The following is an 18232-nucleotide window of genomic DNA, read 5'->3' as shown; positions in this document are numbered from 1 at the left end:
ATTTGGAATTATAATTACTATTTTTGAAACGGTAATATAACAAGGGGTTTTATTTTTGTAATTTGAATGTAATAATACTGAAAACTAAGAAATATGTTCAGTGAGTACAATACACGATAGGAGAAATGATGATGAGCACATATATCGATACACATGTCCATTTAAACGCAGATCAGTATGAGGAAGATTTACATGAGGTAATTGACCGAGCAATTGCTGCAAAAATAGAAAAAATGGTTGTTATCGGCTTTGATAAAAAAACAATAGAACGAGCGATGCAACTTATAGAAGAATTTGATTTTATTTATGCCGTGATTGGTTGGCATCCAGTAGATGCAATAGATTGTACAGATGAATACTTAAGTTGGATTGAACAACTAGCAAAACATCCTAAAGTAGTTGGGATTGGTGAAACAGGACTGGATTATTATTGGGATAAATCACCGAAAGATATCCAACAGTACTGGTTCCGAAAGCAAATCCAACTAGCAAAAAAACTTAATTTGCCAATTATTATTCATAACCGTGATGCAACAGGAGATGTTGTTCGCATTTTACATGAAGAAGATGCCGCAGCTGTAGGTGGTATTATGCATTGTTTTGGTGGGAGTGTTGAAACTGCCCGTGAATGCATAGACATGAACTTTATGATTAGTTTAGGAGGACCTGTTACATTTAAAAATGCGCGTCAGCCAAAAGAAGTAGCTACTGAAATTCCATTGGAGCACCTATTAATAGAAACGGATGCGCCTTATTTAGCACCTCATCCTTACAGAGGGAAACGAAACGAACCTGCGTACGTTACTTTAGTCGCTGAGGAAATCGCGCGACTTAAGGAAATACCAGTGGAAGAAGTTGCTTTAAAAACGACTGAAAATGCAAAGCGCTTTTTTAAAATCGATTAATAACAAATGATGTAAAATAGCAAAATAAATAATCCAATAAAAATATTTATCAAATTGATGGAATACTTATTTGGATTATTTTTTATTTGGAATTGATTAAAGTTTTAATACGTCTCCAATACTAGTTGTGTCACGAGTTTAAATAAAACATCCAATTTTACAAAAATTCATTTCTATTGACAGTACGAAAAGTAGTCGCGTATAATCCAACTTTGTATTAAGGAGGCGTTATTTTCATGTCAAATCAATCCATGAAAAGCCAGTTCTTAGGATCATTGAGGAGTAAGCAAACAGGAATTCGGGTTTTATCGGTAGTCCTGTTTGTATCTGTAATTGCATTCGTTCTTTATCATGGAACGAAAACTCCCGTTACGCTTATCGCAAACGGTGAGACATCAAAATTATACACACACGCAACTACGGTTGATGAGCTACTTACAGCTCAAAATATAGATATCACAAATTATGATAAAGTATCACCCTCACTGAGCACCAAGATTGATAGTGGAATGTCAATCGAATGGGAACAGGCAAAAGAAATAGTAATTTCAGTTGATGGAAATCAGTCAAAAGTTTGGACAACTGAAAAAGTAGTGAAGAACATTTTGGAAGAAGCAAATATTGAAGTAACAGAGCAGGATCTTGTATCACAAAGCTTAGATACAGAAGTAGGAGCCGATAACAAAATCGATATTCAAAAGGCGTTTCAGTTAACGCTTGTCGATGGCAAAAAAGAGAGACAAGTATGGTCCACTTCGACTACGGTCGCTAACTTTTTAAAACAACAAGAGATTCAACTAGGTGAATCGGATCGTGTCGATAAAAATTTGGAGGACGTTATCACTCCGAATGATAAAATCGCAGTTGTTCGCGTAGAAAAGGTTACCGATGTAGTGGAGGAATCAGTAGATTTCCCAATTGAAAGAAAAAATGACTCTTCGTTATTGAAGGGTAAAGAGAAAGTTGTAACAGAAGGTAAAAAAGGTAAAGTTGAGCGTACGTACAATATCGTGAAAGAAAACGGTAAAGTCGTATCTAAAAAGGTAGCTTCTGAAAAAATAATTGAGCAACCGAAAACAAAGGTTTTATCAGTAGGTACAAAAGTTGTAACTGCAAAAGTATCACGTTCGAGTGAACCGAATTCAGGAAAAGAGTTTTATGTTGAAGCAACAGCATATACACCACACTGTACAGGCTGCTCAGGTATATCAGCAGCTGGTCTTAACCTGCGCGCAAATCCAGACATGAAGGTTATTGCGGTGGATCCTCGTATCATCCCATTAGGCACAAAAGTTTGGGTTGAGGGCTATGGTAACGCGGTAGCTGCAGATACAGGTGGAGCTATTAAAGGCAATAAGATTGACGTTTTAGTACCAACAAAATCTGAGGCATATAACTGGGGACGTAAAAAAGTACGTCTTAAAGTATTAAAATAATATACCGTAAATAAAACAAATAGAAATGTGTTTGTTATAGAATGTTCTTATCATCTGTTAGTCGTCACAGCTCTTGGCATTTTGGAAGTTTTACAGTTAATTTTCAAAATATATAGGAGTTTGGATTAGCAAAGATAAAGTATATTCTATAAAATATTATTCCAAAATGTATAGTAGCTTTCTCGCTTTTTGACTGATAGCGAGGAAGCTTTTTTCGCTGTATTGGAAATAATTAAATGTAAGAGTCAGAGTTGTACGGGAGATATGTGCTTTAGTTCTTAGAGTAAGTACAGAAGTAACAAAACGCATTCTATGGTAAAATAGCGAAAGACTATGTTAGAAAAGAGGAACATTTCTTGGATATTCAAGAGATTATTGTTGTCGAAGGAAAAGATGATACAACTGCAATTAAGCGTGCGACAGGTGCAGATACAATTGAAACAAATGGCTCAGCAATTTCGGATGAAGTATTACGTAGAATTGCACATGCGCAAAAGAAACGAGGCGTCATCGTTTTTACTGACCCGGATTACCCTGGACGCCGAATTCGTTCCATTATTGAAGAACGTATCCCCGGAGTAAAACATGCATTTTTAGCAAAGGCAAAAACTATTGCAAAAAACGGCAAAGGCTTAGGGGTTGAGCATGCGAGTGATGAAGATATTCGTGAAGCGTTAAGTAATGTATATACATTAGCTGAATCACAAATTGATGAGAAAATTACATTGGAAGATTTAATGATAGCCAAACTGATAGGTCACCCCCAATCGAAAAAGCGACGTGAACAGTTAGGGGAAATTTTAAATATAGGAATGACAAACGGGAAGCAATTGCATAAACGATTAATGATGTTTCAGATTTCAATCGAGCAATTCGCAGAAGCCATTTTGCAATTAGATCAGGAGGATATGCATGTATAAAGACATTGCCACACCGATACGTACTAAGGAAATTTTAGAGAAGTACGGATTTTCATTTAAAAAAAGTTTAGGGCAGAACTTTTTAATAGATCCCAATATTTTACGAAACATTGTTAGCCATGCGAATTTAACAGAAAATAGTGGGGCGATTGAAGTCGGTCCTGGTATTGGTGCATTAACAGAACATTTAGCGCGGGAAGCCAAGAAGGTCGTATCGTTTGAGATTGACCAACGACTGCTACCAGTATTGGAAGATACGCTCAGCCCTTATAATAATGTAAAAATTGTCCACTCAGACATTTTAAAAGCAGATGTAGAACAAGTAATTGCTGAGGAAATGCCGGGCATTGAAGATATAATGGTTGTAGCCAATTTGCCTTATTACGTAACAACACCTATTTTAATGAAACTTTTGAATGATCGTTTACCTATTCGTGGCTTTGTGGTCATGATGCAGAAGGAAGTAGCGGACCGTATTACTGCAAAACCAGGTACGAAAGCGTATGGTTCATTATCCATTGCAATTCAATATTACGTAACTGCTGAAATTGCCATGATTGTACCGAAGACGGTATTTATGCCCCAGCCTAATGTAGATTCTGCGGTTATTCGACTTATAAAACATGAAACACCGCCAGTTAAAGTTATTGATGAAGACTTTTTATTCGAAGTTTCCCGTGCATCATTTGCGCAACGTCGTAAAACGATTTTAAATAATTTACAAAACGGACTTGTAAATGGGAAACAAAATAAAGAGCTCATTATTCAAGCACTAGCAGAAGCGGGGATTGATCCAAGTCGCCGTGGCGAAACGTTGAGTATTCAAGAATTTGGGAAATTATCAGATTGCTTACATCCAGCCTTTTGTGTTCGACAATAATGTGAATGTACAGTTGAAAAAACTTCTGAAAAACTTCAGAAAAAAGTTGACGGCTTCGAATAGCGGTGATAAAATATTATATTTTATTGACATTTAAAATACACTGTGTTAAACTGGTTTATAGTGAGGTGTATGCAAAAATGCCAAAAACGTTAGCAGACATTAAAAAATCATTAGATAGTCACTTGGGTAAACGTTTGCAATTAAAAGCAAATGGAGGCCGCAAGAAAACGATTGAATGTGAAGGTGTCTTAAGTGATACTTATCACGCAGTGTTCGTTATTGAACTAAAGCAAGAGGATAATGCGAATAAACGCGTTTCTTACAGTTACACAGATATACTTACTGAAGCAGTAGAGATTACTTTTTTAGATGATGCTGTTGCTACCATCAAATAGTTTTTCTAGTACTTATTTTAATATTTTTAAAAAAGCGCTCATTTTATATGAGTGTTTTTTTATTTTTTACACATGCTAAGTGCGTCAACGAAAAGGGAGGTTTTTTGCATGGCGAAACAAAAAATCATGTCTAGCCGTCTAAAGGAAGAGATTGCAAAAGAACTTGGATTTTATGACGTAGTGGAACGTGAGGGTTGGGGCGGTATTAAATCCCGTGATGCAGGAAACATGGTAAAGCGTGCAATTGAAATGGCCGAGAATAACTTAGCCAAACAGAACTCGCAGAACAACCAAAAGTAAGTTGACGAAAAGTGACACCCTTAGGCAAGGTAATCCTTGCGAGGGTGTTCTTTTTATAAGTTGAAATATGCGTAAAAAGTATAGACTTTAGTACATTGCTCAAGCACGTCGTATGTTAAAATAGGTATATTAATAAATTGATTACGTAATTAAAATTGCGTGCCTTATCTAGTAGGAGGAATATTCAATGTTGTATGTAAAAGCACCCGCTAAAATTAATTTAACACTCGATGTGCTTTATAAGCGTCCTGATAATTATCATGAAGTAGAGATGGTTATGACTACGGTTGATTTAGCTGACCGGATTGGACTGGAGACGCGTAAAGACGGACAAATTAAAATTATCTCGGCCGATAATTTTGTGCCGGATGACCAACGTAATTTCGCTTATCAAGCGGCTGAGCTAATTAAAAGTACATACGATATTAAAGAAGGCGTCGACATTTCAATTGAAAAACAAATTCCAATTGCGGCAGGTTTAGCTGGCGGAAGTAGCGATGCGGCTGCTACGTTGCGCGGTTTAAATGAGCTTTGGAATTTAAATTTATCTTTAGACGAGCTAGCTGAACTAGGATCGAAAATTGGCTCCGATGTATCGTTCTGTGTATACGGTGGTACGGCCCTAGCAACTGGGCGCGGCGAAAAAATTCAGGAACTAACAGCACCTCCAACATGTTGGGTTGTATTAGCAAAGCCGAAAATTGGCGTTTCTACTGCAGATGTATATGGTGGATTAAATATTGAAGGTTTAAATCATCCAAATACAAAACAAATGATAAAAGCTATTGAGACGGATGATTATGAATTAATGTGCCAGTCGCTTGGAAATGTTTTGGAAACTGTAACATTTAAGTTACATCCAGAAGTGATTACGATTAAAGAACAGATGCAACGCTTTGGTGCAGATGCTGTACTGATGAGTGGCAGTGGTCCGACAGTGTTTGGTCTAGTCGAAAATGAAGCACGTGTTAGTCGCATTTACAATGGATTACGAGGTTTTTGTGAGGAAGTATATGTAGTTCGTATGTTAGGGGAACGTAATCCACTTGCATAAATACGTATAATTATGGTAATTTGACTATTAAATATTCGTATTTTAATTATTATTGTTTAGGAGAGGGTCGCATGAAATGGAAGCGTAGTGAACGCCTTGTAGATATGACTTATTATTTACTTGAGCATCCACATCAGTTGATCCCGCTAACTTATTTTTCTGAGCTTTACAGTTCTGCAAAGTCTTCAATTAGTGAAGATTTAACAATTGTAAAGGAAACATTTGAAGAAAAAGGAATCGGGTTATTGACAACCGTACCTGGCGCAGCAGGTGGTGTTAAATATATTCCTAGAATGGCGGAACATGAAGTTCGTCAAATTACTAGGGAATTAATTGCTGAATTAAGCCAATCAGATCGTCTACTTCCTGGTGGGTATTTATTTATGACGGATTTATTGGGGAATCCGGAGTTGATGAATCGTGTAGGGAAAGTATTTGCGAGTGCATTTGGTGACCAAAAAATTGATGTCATCATGACAGTTGCAACAAAGGGTATTTCAATTGCCCATGCGATTGCAAGACATTTAAATGTGCCTGTAGTCGTAGTTCGTCGTGACAGCAAAGTAACAGAGGGCTCAACCGTAAGTATTAATTATGTATCAGGATCTTCCCGTCGTATTCAAACGATGGTTTTATCTAAGCGTAGTATGAAAAGTGGCCAGCGCGTATTAATTACCGATGATTTTATGAAAGTCGGAGGTACGATGAATGGAATGAAAAACTTACTAGAAGAATTTGATTGTGAACTTGCAGGTATTGCTGTCTTAGTAGAAGCAGAACATGCAGATGAAACACTAGTAGGGGACTATTATTCATTAGTAAAGCTACAAGAAGTGAATGAGAAAGATCGCACTATTGCATTAAGTGAAGGTAATTTTTTTCAAAAGGGGAGAAATTAGTATGAAAACAGTATCAACAACAAATGCACCTGCAGCAATCGGACCATATGCACAAGGGATCGTCGTAAATAATATGTTTTACTCTTCAGGTCAAATCCCACTTACAGCATCAGGGGAACTAGTAGAAGGCGATATTGAAGTACAGACACATCAAGTATTTGAAAACTTAAAGGCCGTTTTGGCTGCTGCAGGTTCGTCTTTAAATCAGGTTGTAAAAACAACAGTATTTATGAAAGACATGAATGATTTTGCTGCAATGAATGAAGTGTATGCAAGTCATTTTGGCGATCATAAACCAGCACGGTCGGCAGTAGAAGTTGCGCGGCTTCCGAAAGATGTACAAGTTGAAATTGAAGTTATAGCGTTAGTAAAATAATAATACAGCCTACACCTTTACTATAAAAAAGGTGTAGGTTTTTCTATTTTATAAATATTATTATAGATTTTTTCGTTGAATTATTACAAAATAATAAATAAAACGCAGAATATTTTGTTTATTTTAACAATTATAAAAATTGTAGATAGAAAAAAATTACATTCTATTGTATTCTATGATAAAAGGTGCAATTTAAGTGATTAAATGAATGGAAGAGAAGAAATTCCCTTTTTTCAGTATTACAAAATGAAGCACCTAAGTATAGGGGGAGAATTCATAATGGAAATAACAGACGTAAGATTACGACGTGTTCAAACAGATGGACGTATGCGCGCAATTGCATCAATTACACTAGATGATGAATTTGTTATTCATGATATTCGTGTAATTGATGGAAATACTGGTTTATTTGTAGCAATGCCAAGTAAAAGAACACCAGATGGTGAATTCCGGGATATCGCACACCCAATTAATTCGAATACACGTAATAAAATCCAGGACATCGTGTTAGAGGCATTCCATGCTTCAGCTGATGAAAATCAGGACGATGCTATGGAATTGGAAGAGGCAAATGTTTAATAATAAAACGAAGGGGTCACTCATTTGAGGAGGCTCCTTTTTTTATTTTTTTTGATAAAAATGTTCTATAACAGAAAAAAAGGGAATAATGTCGAAAAAGCCATAATGATTATATATTTTAATCACATTTAAATATGTGATTTCAAACTTTTGTCAAGTCTGAATACCTTGAAAAGATTGTGAATTTACTATATAGTCATAAGAGAAAATGAGCTGAAAATGGAGGACTTGTAATATGACAAATACTTATGCAGTTGTCTTGGCTGCTGGTCAAGGTACACGAATGAAGTCCAAATTATATAAAGTGCTTCACCCAGTATGTGGAAAGCCAATGGTGGAACATGTAATCGATCATATTGGTTCTCTAGATGTAGAACGTGTCGTAACTGTTGTAGGACATGGTGCAGAGCTTGTTCAAGAAACTCTCGGAAATAAAAGTGAGTATGTTTTACAAGCAGAGCAACTTGGTACTGCACACGCTGTTCAGCAAGCAGAGCCTATTTTAAAAGGACTTACTGGAACTACACTTGTAGTATGTGGAGATACACCTTTAATTCGTCCTGAAACAATGCAAGCATTACTAGATCACCATGCTTCAGAAAATGCAAAAGCTACTATTTTGACAGCGGTTACAGATAACCCAACCGGCTATGGGCGTATTTTACGCAACGAAGATGGTCAGGTTTCTCAAATTGTTGAGCAAAAAGATGCAACACAGGAGCAACAGCTTGTAAAAGAAATAAATACAGGTACTTACTGCTTTGATAATGAAGCGTTATTTGAGGCCCTAAAGCAAGTGAAAAATGAAAATGCACAGGGTGAATACTATTTACCGGATGTCATTGAAATCCTTCAAAAGCAAGGTGAAGTTGTTGCAGCACATGTGACAGATAGCTTTGATGAAACGCTGGGTGTTAATGATCGCTTTGCGCTGTCTCAAGCTGAAGAGTTAATGCGAGCTCGTATTAATGAACGTCATATGAGAAATGGTGTAACGATTATTAATCCGGCAACTACACATATTAGTGCAGATGCGATTATTGGCAGTGACTCTGTTATTTTACCTGGTGTAATTATTGAAGGTAAAACGGTAATTGGTGAAGACTGCAAAATTGGTCCGAACAGCCATATCGTTGATAGCCAAATTGGAAATAAAACTACGATCCACAGTTCAGTTGTGCTAAATAGCCAAGTGGGTGATGAAACGGCAGTTGGTCCATTTGCGCATTTACGTCCGGAATCGTCATTAGGAAACCATGTAAAAATCGGTAACTTTGTAGAAGTTAAGAAAAGCACGTTAGGTGATGATACAAAAGTGTCCCACTTAAGTTATATTGGTGATGCAGAAGTAGGCAGCAATGTAAATATTGGTTGTGGCTCTATTACTGTGAACTATGATGGTAAAAATAAATATAAGACAATTATTGAAGACGATGTATTTATTGGATGCAATTCAAATTTAGTTGCCCCGGTAACTTTGAAAAAAGGGTCATTTATTGCAGCTGGCTCAACAATTACAAAAGAAGTTCCAGAAGATGCATTAGCGATTGCACGTGCTCGTCAGGAAAATAAGCTAGGCTATATGAGTAAATTAAATTCAAAATAAAATTATTTAAAATACAGGAGGCCATCATGCCGTATCAATACGCTGACTCAAAATTAAAAATCTTCTCATTAAATTCAAACAATCCCCTTGCAAAAGAGATTGCTGATGAAATGGGTGTAGAACTAGGGAAATCATCTGTAAAACACTTCAGTGATGGAGAAGTCCAAATTAGCATTGAAGAAAGTATTCGAGGAATGGATGTATTTATCGTTCAATCTACTTCTGCTCCTGTTAATGAACATTTAATGGAACTTTTAATTATGATTGATGCTGTTAAACGTGCATCTGCTCGCACGGTAAACGTTGTTATGCCTTACTATGGCTATGCACGTCAAGACCGTAAAGCAAAAGCGCGTGAACCAATTACTGCTAAATTAGTAGCAAATCTTCTCGAGACTGCCGGTGCAACTCGTGTAATCGTATTAGATTTACACGCACCTCAAATTCAAGGTTTCTTCGATATTTTAATTGACCATTTAGTGGCAGTACCACTACTTGCTGAACATTTCGGTTCTAAAGGATTTAAAGAAGAGGAATTAGTAATCGTTTCTCCAGACCATGGTGGAGTAACACGTGCTCGTAAAATGGCTGAGCGCTTAAAAGCTCCAATTGCCATTATTGATAAACGTCGTCCAAAGCCGAATGTAGCGGAAGTTATGAACATTGTTGGTAATGTAGAGGGTAAAGTATGTATTTTAATCGATGATATTATTGATACGGCAGGTACAATTACGATTGGTGCAGAGGCATTAATTAAGAGTGGTGCAAAAGAAGTTTATGCTTGCTGTTCTCACCCAGTATTATCTGGTCCAGCAATTGAGCGTATTGAAAATTCTTCAATTAAAGAGTTGGTTGTAACAAATACCATTCAATTAAGCGAAGATAAAATTTCTCCAAAAGTTAAGCAATTATCTGTTGCTAAATTAATGGCAGATGCAATCTCACGTGTTTATGAAAATAAATCAGTTAGTACATTATTTGATTAATAAAATTTGGACAGCTCAGGGATATTATTCCCTGAGCTGTTTTTCTTTTTTTCATTGAACTCTGTCTATTAATTTTTGAAAGAGTCAGATAATTAATATGTTTAATTTCTACATATGCAGGGTAAATAAACTATTGTATAACTACTTAAGGGGGACGATGGAATATGACTGCAGTTTTAAAAGCAAAAAAGCGTGATACTGGGAAACGTTCGACATTAACCCAACTTAGAAAAGATGGTCAGTTAGCCGGTGTGCTATACGGCTACGAAACAAATACAACGCCGATTTCGTTGGATTATAGAGAAACGGCAAAGGTAGTTCAAACATATGGTACAGCAAGCGTGTTTAAAATTGAGGTAGACGGGAAAAAAGTAAATGCAGTACTTACTGATATGCAACGCGATGCAATTAAAGGTCTTGTAAAACACGTTGACTTCCTTGCTATCAATATGAAAGAAGAGCTTGAAGTAGATGTTCCTGTAGCATTGGTAGGAACTTCAGTTGGTGTGAAGGAAGGTGGAGTGTTAACTCAACCGAATCATACATTAAAAGTGAAAGTAAATCCAAGCGATATTCCAGATACTGTAGAAATTGATGTATCCGGATTAGAAGTTGGTGATACGTTATCTGTGGGTAATGTTCGTGATCAGTTTACAGAATTTTCAATAGTACAAGATGACGATTATACATTAGCAACGGTAACACCACCAGCGGCACCAGTTGAAGATGTCGATGCAGATGCAGAAAATGTTACAGCCGATGATGTTGAAGCAACGGGAGAAAAATTAACACCTGAAAAACCAGGTAGAGAAGATTAGAATTTAAAAGAAGTCGCCCTATAGGGTGGCTTTTTTTTTGCTTCAAAAAAGCTTCGACATCCGAAAGAAAATCAGTATAATAATATGAAGATGCGTAAATATTAAGAAAAATCAGAGGGATTTATGAGAACACATAATGAAAAAATGAGTATTTATCACGGAATGGCTTCTGCCGTTGCACAAAATACTTCAAATAGCTATATTCCAATATTTGCTATGACCATTCTCGGTGCAACAAATTATCAGGTGGGGTTAATTAGTTCTTTACCACCACTCATTACATTACTAATGACATTACCTGCCGCCATTTTGCTGAATCGGTCTATTGAACAAAAAAGGCTCGTTGCTTTTTCTGTATTAGCCGCGCGCTTTGTATTTTTGCTAATTGCATTTGTTAGTTATGTACCTGGAAGCTTTGGTTCATGGCTACTTTTAGCATTAATTGCTGCAATGAGTGTACCGAATACGATGGCTAATATGGGTTGGCAATCTTTTATCGGGAATATTATCGAGGAAACACGAAGAGCACAGTTTTTCAGTGATCGTAACCGATTGTTAACAATTGTAGGCTTAATTGTCACACTCACTATTGGCGTTGTTATGAAGGATATGACGGCTAATCAAATAGCCTATCAAATCTTATTTATGTTTACTTTTGTTGTTGGGATTGTAGAGCTCTATTTTTTATTAAAGCATGATGAGCCTGTACGAGAACTAAGTTTAGAAAAGAAGCGTGCGATGGATTGGTCCATTTTTAGAAATAATAAGTATGTCTTGTTTTTAATTGTCGCCCTTATTTTTAACTTTGGTTGGCAAATGGCATGGGGACTTTTTAATATTTATAATGTACGTTATGCAGGAGCAACTATTTTTTGGATTAGTATGTTCAATGTAGCGAATATGTCGGCACAAATTTTCTCCTTTTCATTATGGCGGAAGTGGTCTCAAAAATATGGCAATATGTATGTATTCGTCTGGGTAGCCTTTGGCATGTCGACAGCACCTTTACTAATGGCTTTATCGACAAACCTTTATTATTTAGTAGTAATGTCATTGATCTCGGGGTTATTCGTCTCAGGGACTGTATTAATATTGTTTAATTTATTGCTGGAAAACTCACCACAGGAAGTGCGTACTTATTGTATTACGACTTATAATGTGTTGCTTGCTACTATAGCATTTACTTCCCCTCAAATCGGCATTTGGCTCCTCGAGACATATACGATGGAAGTAGCAATGTATTTATCGACAGTTGTACGTTTTCTAGCAGCAGTAGGCTTTTTCGTGCTGTATATGGTGAGAAAAAAAAGAGATAGTTCGTTAGCGCCATACTAATCGGTGATGCATACGTTCTAAGAGAATGTGTGATAAAATAAAGGCGATTAGAGAAAAAGGATGCGATTACTAGTGAAATTAATTATTGGATTAGGGAATCCAGGGAAACCATATGAACATACACGCCATAATATAGGTTTTGATGTGATTGATGAATTAGCAAATCGGTGGAATGCCCCATTAAACCAGACAAAATTTAATGGTATGTATGCAACGGTTCATCGTCCTGAAGGAAAAGTTATTTTATTGAAGCCATTAACATATATGAATTTATCAGGAGAAAGTGTAAGACCTTTAATGGATTATTTTGATATAGAAATTGAAGATATTATTGTTATTTATGATGATTTAGATTTAGAAACGGGTAAACTAAGATTACGCAGTAAGGGAAGCGCTGGCGGTCATAATGGGATTAAATCTTTAATACAGCATTTAGGTACACAAGAATTTAATCGAATCCGTGTCGGTGTGAATCGTCCTCCTGCAGGCATGAAAGTGGCTGATTATGTATTATCGAAGTTTTCAAAAGAAGATCAGCCTATAGTAAAAGATGCAATTGATAAGAGTTGTGATGCAATTGAAACAGCATTAACAAAGCCATTTTTAGAAGTGATGAACAAATTCAACGGCGCATAAATTAATGAAATGATGGCTATACTTTAATATACATAAGTGTTTTAAAGGAGGCCATGGGAGATGCCTGTACGCTACCTATGTAGACATTGTAAGGTAGAGATTGGTACTTTACCTTTTGAGGCGGAAGAGACAATTCAAAAACTTCATTTATTTGAAATAGGTGAAATAGATGATTATCTTGAAAAAAACGAGCGTGGAGAAACGACAATTCATAGTATTTGTGAGCACTGTGAAGATTCATTGCGTCAGTTCCCAGATTATTATGCGCTTAAAAAATGGTTACAGTAAAGGAGTTGCTTTGGTCGCATACAGTGCGCCAAGGCTTTTTCCGTTTCTATATCCACTTACTTAAAATAGAGGAAGGGGACTATACGTGGATACGATTCATCAGTTATTAAAAAAAGATAAACAGATTGATAATGTTATAGAGCAAATAGACAAGAATTTAGCGAATGACTACCTCATAACAGGGTTGACCGGTAGTGCAAGGCCAGCTTTAATTCATACGATTTACCAGGAAACGAATAAATCCATTTATATCGTATCCTCCAATTTGCTGCAGGCACAGAAATTGGTCGATGATTTAAGTGCATTAGTCGGTGAGAAACATGTTCATTATTATCCTGCGGAAGAATTTATCGCTGCCAATATGACGATTTCTTCTCCAGAACTTCGTGCACAGCGTATTGCGACATTAGGAAGATTAGTAAATAAAGAGCGCGGTATTTATATCATTCCAGCCGCAGGAATGCGCAGGATGTTAAATGCCCCGCAAGACTGGCTTGGACACGAGCTTTCTACGTCTTTAGGTGAGGATGTGGACATTAGTCAGTGGTTAAATAAACTCGTAGAAATGGGCTATACGAGAAGTGAAATGGTAACTACCCCTGGGGAGTTTGCCATGCGCGGAGGGATTTTGGACATCTACCCGCCATATGCACAAAATCCAATTCGAATTGAATTATTTGATACAGAAGTAGATTCAATCCGTACATTTTCGGCAGACAATCAGCGTTCTATTGAGAAGTTAAATGAGATTAAAATCTTGCCTGCAACGGAATTAATTCTTACAAAAGACGAACGAATCATTCTTGCAGATCGCCTAGAAGTATCCCTGGCAGCAAGCTTAAAGAAGGTTCGTAAGCAAGAAACACAGGAATTGCTTATGCAAAATATCACACAGGATATTGAAATGCTTCGTCATGGTCATTTACCTGATCACATTGCAAAATATGGCTCGTTACTATTTGAGAAGCCTCATTTTCTAGGTGATTACTTCATGCAAGATGGCCTCGTTCTTTTTGATGAACTAGGACGAATACAAGAAGTAATGGAAGCATGGGAACGTGAGGAGAGTGGCTGGTTTATTTCCTTAATCGAAGAAGGGAAAATGCTTCATGAAGTAAAGCCTTCCCATTCGATGAAAGAACTACTTGCCATGTTAAAGCAACAAAAGGTGTATTTCGCGTTATTTACACGCACATTTGCAGGTATCACGCTTAAGAAGACGATTAACTTTTCATGCAAGCCAATGCAACAATTTCATGGACAGATTGCATTATTACAAAATGAGATTGAACGTTGGACCCATGAAAAATTTGTTGTTCTATTTACGGCTAATTCCGAAAATCGCATAAAAGCGATGCAAAATTTATTGGACGACTACCATATTGCATCGACAATTGGTTATTCAGATGCACCGGGTATTTATTTAGTGAACACAGCATTGTCATCTGGCTTTGAGCTCCCGCTACAAAAAATAGCAGTTGTTACAGATGATGAACTGTTTAAACAACAGGCAAAGAAAAAATCACGTCCACAGCAAATGACAAATGCGGAGAGAATTAAATCATATACCGAAATTAAACCTGGAGACTATGTTGTCCATGTACATCACGGAATCGGGAAATATATCGGTATTGAAACACTCGTTGTAAATGGGACTCATCAGGATTATTTACATGTTCGTTACCGGGAAGATGATAAATTATATGTGCCGGTCGATCAAATTGAGCTCATTCAGCGTTATGTGCCCTCAGGTGAAAAGGAGCCAAAGCTTCATAAACTTGGCGGTACGGAATGGAAAAAGACACGCACTAAAGTTTCCAATGCTGTACAAGACATAGCAGACGATTTAATTAAGCTTTATGCAAAGCGTGAAGCAGAAAAAGGTTTTGCATTTTCACCGGATTCCGATGAACAGCGAGGTTTTGAGGCGGCCTTCCCTTATGAAGAAACAGAAGATCAACTGCGTACAATCGCTGAAGTGAAAAAAGATATGGAACGTGAACGCCCGATGGATCGCCTTGTTTGTGGTGATGTAGGGTATGGGAAAACAGAAGTTGCGATTCGTGCTGCATTTAAAGCCATTTTAGATGGCAAACAGGTTGCCTTTTTAGTGCCAACAACGATTTTGGCACAACAACATTATGAAACAATATCGAAGCGCTTTGAGGAATATGCTATTAATGTTGGGCTATTAAGTCGATTCCGTACTAAAAAGCAACAAACGGACACATTAAAAGGTTTACGGGAAGGAATCGTTGATATAGTTATAGGTACACATCGTATCTTATCAAAAGATGTAGTGTATCAGGATCTCGGTTTACTTATTGTCGATGAGGAGCAGCGTTTTGGTGTTACTCATAAAGAGAAAATTAAACAGCTAAGGACTAATGTCGATGTGTTGACACTAACAGCTACACCGATTCCACGTACACTCCATATGTCTATGGTGGGAGTTCGTGACTTATCTGTTATTGAAACACCGCCGCAAAATCGTTTCCCTGTACAGACCTATGTAATGGAGCATAATGGTGCGCTCATTCGCGAAGCAATTGAGCGTGAAATGGCGCGTGGAGGGCAAGTCTTTTATTTATACAATCGAGTGGAAGATATTACAAGACGTGTAGAGGAGATTCAAATGCTTGTACCCGATGCGCGAATTGCTTTTGCACATGGACAAATGACGGAAGCAAAGCTGGAATCTGTTATTTTAGCGTTTATTGAAGGGGAATTTGATGTTTTAGTAACGACAACAATTATCGAAACAGGCGTTGATATTCCAAATGTGAATACATTAATTGTACATGATGCAGATCGAATGGGTCTTTCTCAGCTATATCAGCTGCGTGGACGTGTTGGTCGATCGAATCGTATTGCCTATGCCTACTTTATGTATGAACACAATAAAGTACTGACAGAAGTAGCAGAGCAGCGTTTACAGGCAGTTAAGGAATTCACGGAACTTGGTTCAGGTTTTAAAATAGCAATGCGTGATTTATCAATTCGTGGGGCAGGAAATTTACTTGGTGCGCAGCAGCATGGGTTTATTGATTCCATCGGGTTTGATCTGTACTCACAAATGCTGGAAGAAGCGGTGGAAGAACGTCGCAGTGGTGTGAAAAAAGAAGAGAAGCAGGAAATTGAAATTATGCTGCATATTGATGCGTATATACCAGATGCATATATTCCGGATGGATTTCAAAAAATCCAGATGTATAAACGAATTAAAGCAATGGAGCGCATAGAGGATTATTTAGAAATCATTGATGAATTACAGGACCGTTTCGGGGATTTACCAGTAGAAACTGAACGGCTCATGCGCATTGCACGTATGAAAGTATGGGCAATGGAAGCAGGTGTACTTTCGATCAAAGAAAAACAACAAACCGTATCGATTATCCTATCGGAGGAAGGCACATCCAATACAAATGGAGCGCAAATTGTAGAGCAATCGATGGAGTTTGGTCGAGCGGTAGGCTTCGGAATGGAAGGAGCACAGCTGGTAGTAACAGTAGATTATCAAAAATGCGGAAACCACTTGCCATTCGATGTAGTTGAAAAAGTGATAAAAATTATTGCATCAGCAAAAAAAGAATCATAAAAAGAGAGGGAATCTTAAAAGTTTTTAACTTTTAACATTTCCTCTCTTTTTTAATGCTAAATGAATTACAGGAAGTTTGGTTGCACACTATAATGAACACCACTCGCATAATTCAGACGTTGAAGTAATTCTTCACGATTTCGATGTTCTTCACGCAACTCTAATAATTGCTTTTCTCTTGTCGTCGAAAATGAAACTAATTCGCGCTGACCATTCTGTTTTTCCAAATAACGTTTAAAAATGCCGTTTTCAAACTTTGTAATAGTTGTAGCACGTTCTTTGGATAAATCAGGATAATAAGCTAAATGTGTTCCTGCATAATATTGCTGTTGACGATATGCATCAGGTGTTGTAGTAGTACGGTCTACTTTTAGCATGTAAAGCACCTCCAAAAAGTTATCTATCATTTGTAAATATCCCTTTCTTTTTAAAACAAAACCATTTTTACATTAAAGCGTTGTAATTTCCTATTCCTCTTATTGAAAATCGGGCCATAAAGCCCAGTTATTCAAAGGGACTTAAGGTAATTTTTTGTTTTTTTACTGTTACATTTATGCATAGTTTCAAGTTTTTCATACCATACTAGTTGCATCATGCTGTTAAATGATGTGAAAGTGAGGGAACATAAACGATGAAAGCAACAGGAATAGTTCGCCGCATCGATGATTTAGGTCGTGTTGTTATCCCAAAAGAAATTAGAAGAACTCTTCGTATTCGTGAGGGCGACCCTTTGGAAATTTATACGGATCGTGAAGGTGAAGTTATTTTAAAAAAATACTCACCAATTAATGATCTAGGTGAATTTGCACAACAATATGCGGAATCACTATTTGAAACATTAGGTACGCCAACATTAATAAGTGACCGAGATGAGGTAATTGCCGTTGCGGGCGTTTCCAAAAAGGATTATGTCGCAAGACGGTTAACGGTTTTTGCAGAAGATATTATTAAAAACCGATCAATTGCTAGTGAAAAATTAGAAATGTCGATTGAACTTGTAGCAGGACAGTATGAACAAGTGAAATCGTATTGCATCGTTCCTATTATTGCGAATGGAGACCCGATTGGTGCGATCTATTTAATATCAAGAGCACACTTTATCGGTGAAACCGAGCAAAAGACAGCTGAAACGGCTGCAAACTTCCTAGCAAAACAAATGGAAAACTAAAATTACTTAAAAACGTCCATAAAGATGGGCGTTTTTTATTTGTTTGCCAA

The 18232-nt window shown here is 37.0% G+C and carries 19 protein-coding genes; 18 read left to right on the top strand and 1 reads right to left on the bottom strand.

Annotation, left to right across the window (positions count from 1 at the left end; all coding sequences use genetic code 11):
- Positions 1-131: 131 nt before the first annotated feature.
- The 17 genes from H9635_RS18205 to mfd all read left to right on the top strand — a co-directional run bounded on the left by H9635_RS18205 (position 132) and on the right by mfd (position 17014).
- Positions 132-905 (top strand): TatD family hydrolase, encoded by a 774-nt coding sequence (locus tag H9635_RS18205; protein ID WP_191701738.1) that lies wholly within the window; start codon positions 132-134, stop codon positions 903-905.
- A gap of 236 nt (positions 906-1141) precedes the next feature.
- Positions 1142-2341 (top strand): G5 and 3D domain-containing protein, encoded by a 1200-nt coding sequence (locus H9635_RS18200; protein WP_191701737.1) that lies wholly within the window; start codon positions 1142-1144, stop codon positions 2339-2341.
- A 356-nt stretch (positions 2342-2697) separates the two neighbouring features.
- A complete protein-coding gene (gene rnmV / locus H9635_RS18195) occupies positions 2698-3261 on the top strand; it encodes a ribonuclease M5 (RefSeq protein WP_191701736.1) in 564 nt (187 codons plus the stop codon).
- Positions 3254-4141, top strand: a complete 888-nt coding sequence (rsmA, locus tag H9635_RS18190; protein WP_191701735.1) for a 16S rRNA (adenine(1518)-N(6)/adenine(1519)-N(6))-dimethyltransferase RsmA — start codon at positions 3254-3256, stop codon at positions 4139-4141. Before rnmV ends, rsmA begins: the two co-directional genes overlap by 8 nt.
- Before the next feature lie 140 nt (positions 4142-4281).
- Positions 4282-4539, top strand: coding sequence for a biofilm formation stimulator Veg (gene veg / locus H9635_RS18185; RefSeq protein WP_191701734.1), 258 nt, complete (start codon positions 4282-4284; stop codon positions 4537-4539).
- A 108-nt stretch (positions 4540-4647) separates the two neighbouring features.
- Positions 4648-4839 (top strand): small, acid-soluble spore protein, alpha/beta type, encoded by a 192-nt coding sequence (locus H9635_RS18180; protein WP_191701733.1) that lies wholly within the window; start codon positions 4648-4650, stop codon positions 4837-4839.
- A gap of 187 nt (positions 4840-5026) precedes the next feature.
- On the top strand, positions 5027-5893 hold the full coding sequence (gene ispE, locus H9635_RS18175) for a 4-(cytidine 5'-diphospho)-2-C-methyl-D-erythritol kinase (protein WP_191701732.1): 867 nt from the start codon (positions 5027-5029) through the stop codon (positions 5891-5893).
- Positions 5894-5964: 71 nt separating this feature from the next.
- On the top strand, positions 5965-6792 hold the full coding sequence (gene purR, locus H9635_RS18170; protein ID WP_191701731.1) for a pur operon repressor: 828 nt from the start codon (positions 5965-5967) through the stop codon (positions 6790-6792).
- Between the two features lies 1 nt (position 6793).
- Positions 6794-7168, top strand: coding sequence for a RidA family protein (locus H9635_RS18165; protein ID WP_191701730.1), 375 nt, complete (start codon positions 6794-6796; stop codon positions 7166-7168).
- A gap of 279 nt (positions 7169-7447) precedes the next feature.
- A complete protein-coding gene (gene spoVG / locus H9635_RS18160; RefSeq protein WP_191701729.1) occupies positions 7448-7747 on the top strand; it encodes a septation regulator SpoVG in 300 nt (99 codons plus the stop codon).
- Positions 7748-7982: 235 nt separating this feature from the next.
- The gene (glmU, locus tag H9635_RS18155; RefSeq protein ID WP_191701728.1) at positions 7983-9353 is read left to right on the top strand and encodes a bifunctional UDP-N-acetylglucosamine diphosphorylase/glucosamine-1-phosphate N-acetyltransferase GlmU; all 1371 of its coding nucleotides are present in this window, start codon (positions 7983-7985) and stop codon (positions 9351-9353) included.
- A gap of 26 nt (positions 9354-9379) precedes the next feature.
- Positions 9380-10339: a ribose-phosphate diphosphokinase gene (locus H9635_RS18150; protein ID WP_191701727.1), complete on the top strand. Its 960-nt coding sequence runs from the start codon at positions 9380-9382 to the stop codon at positions 10337-10339.
- Between the two features lie 164 nt (positions 10340-10503).
- Entirely contained in the window at positions 10504-11157 is a 654-nt protein-coding gene (locus H9635_RS18145; protein ID WP_191701726.1) for a 50S ribosomal protein L25/general stress protein Ctc, read from the top strand.
- Between the two features lie 144 nt (positions 11158-11301).
- Complete coding sequence (locus H9635_RS18140; protein WP_225231396.1) at positions 11302-12492, top strand: MFS transporter; 1191 nt, start codon at positions 11302-11304, stop codon at positions 12490-12492.
- Positions 12493-12564: 72 nt separating this feature from the next.
- Positions 12565-13128 (top strand): aminoacyl-tRNA hydrolase, encoded by a 564-nt coding sequence (gene pth / locus H9635_RS18135; RefSeq protein ID WP_191701724.1) that lies wholly within the window; start codon positions 12565-12567, stop codon positions 13126-13128.
- Between the two features lie 60 nt (positions 13129-13188).
- Positions 13189-13416 carry an anti-sigma-F factor Fin gene (locus H9635_RS18130; protein ID WP_191701723.1) on the top strand — a complete coding sequence of 76 codons (228 nt, stop codon included), beginning with the start codon at positions 13189-13191 and terminating at the stop codon, positions 13414-13416.
- A gap of 85 nt (positions 13417-13501) precedes the next feature.
- Positions 13502-17014: a transcription-repair coupling factor gene (gene mfd / locus H9635_RS18125; protein WP_191701722.1), complete on the top strand. Its 3513-nt coding sequence runs from the start codon at positions 13502-13504 to the stop codon at positions 17012-17014.
- Between the two features lie 65 nt (positions 17015-17079).
- Here the strand turns inward: mfd and H9635_RS18120 are convergent, their stop codons facing one another.
- Positions 17080-17391 carry a hypothetical protein gene (locus H9635_RS18120; protein ID WP_191701721.1) on the bottom strand — a complete coding sequence of 104 codons (312 nt, stop codon included), beginning with the start codon at positions 17389-17391 and terminating at the stop codon, positions 17080-17082.
- A gap of 254 nt (positions 17392-17645) precedes the next feature.
- On the opposite strand from H9635_RS18120, the gene spoVT reads away from it, so the two are divergent.
- Positions 17646-18182 (top strand): stage V sporulation protein T, encoded by a 537-nt coding sequence (gene spoVT, locus H9635_RS18115; protein ID WP_191701720.1) that lies wholly within the window; start codon positions 17646-17648, stop codon positions 18180-18182.
- Positions 18183-18232: the final 50 nt, after the last annotated feature.

This window comes from Solibacillus faecavium, assembly GCF_014836905.1.
In the GTDB taxonomy this organism is placed as follows: Bacteria; Bacillota; Bacilli; order Bacillales_A; family Planococcaceae; genus Solibacillus; species Solibacillus faecavium.
The sequence above is the reverse complement of the archived record's forward strand: the minus strand, read 5'-3'. Positions and strand labels throughout refer to the sequence as shown.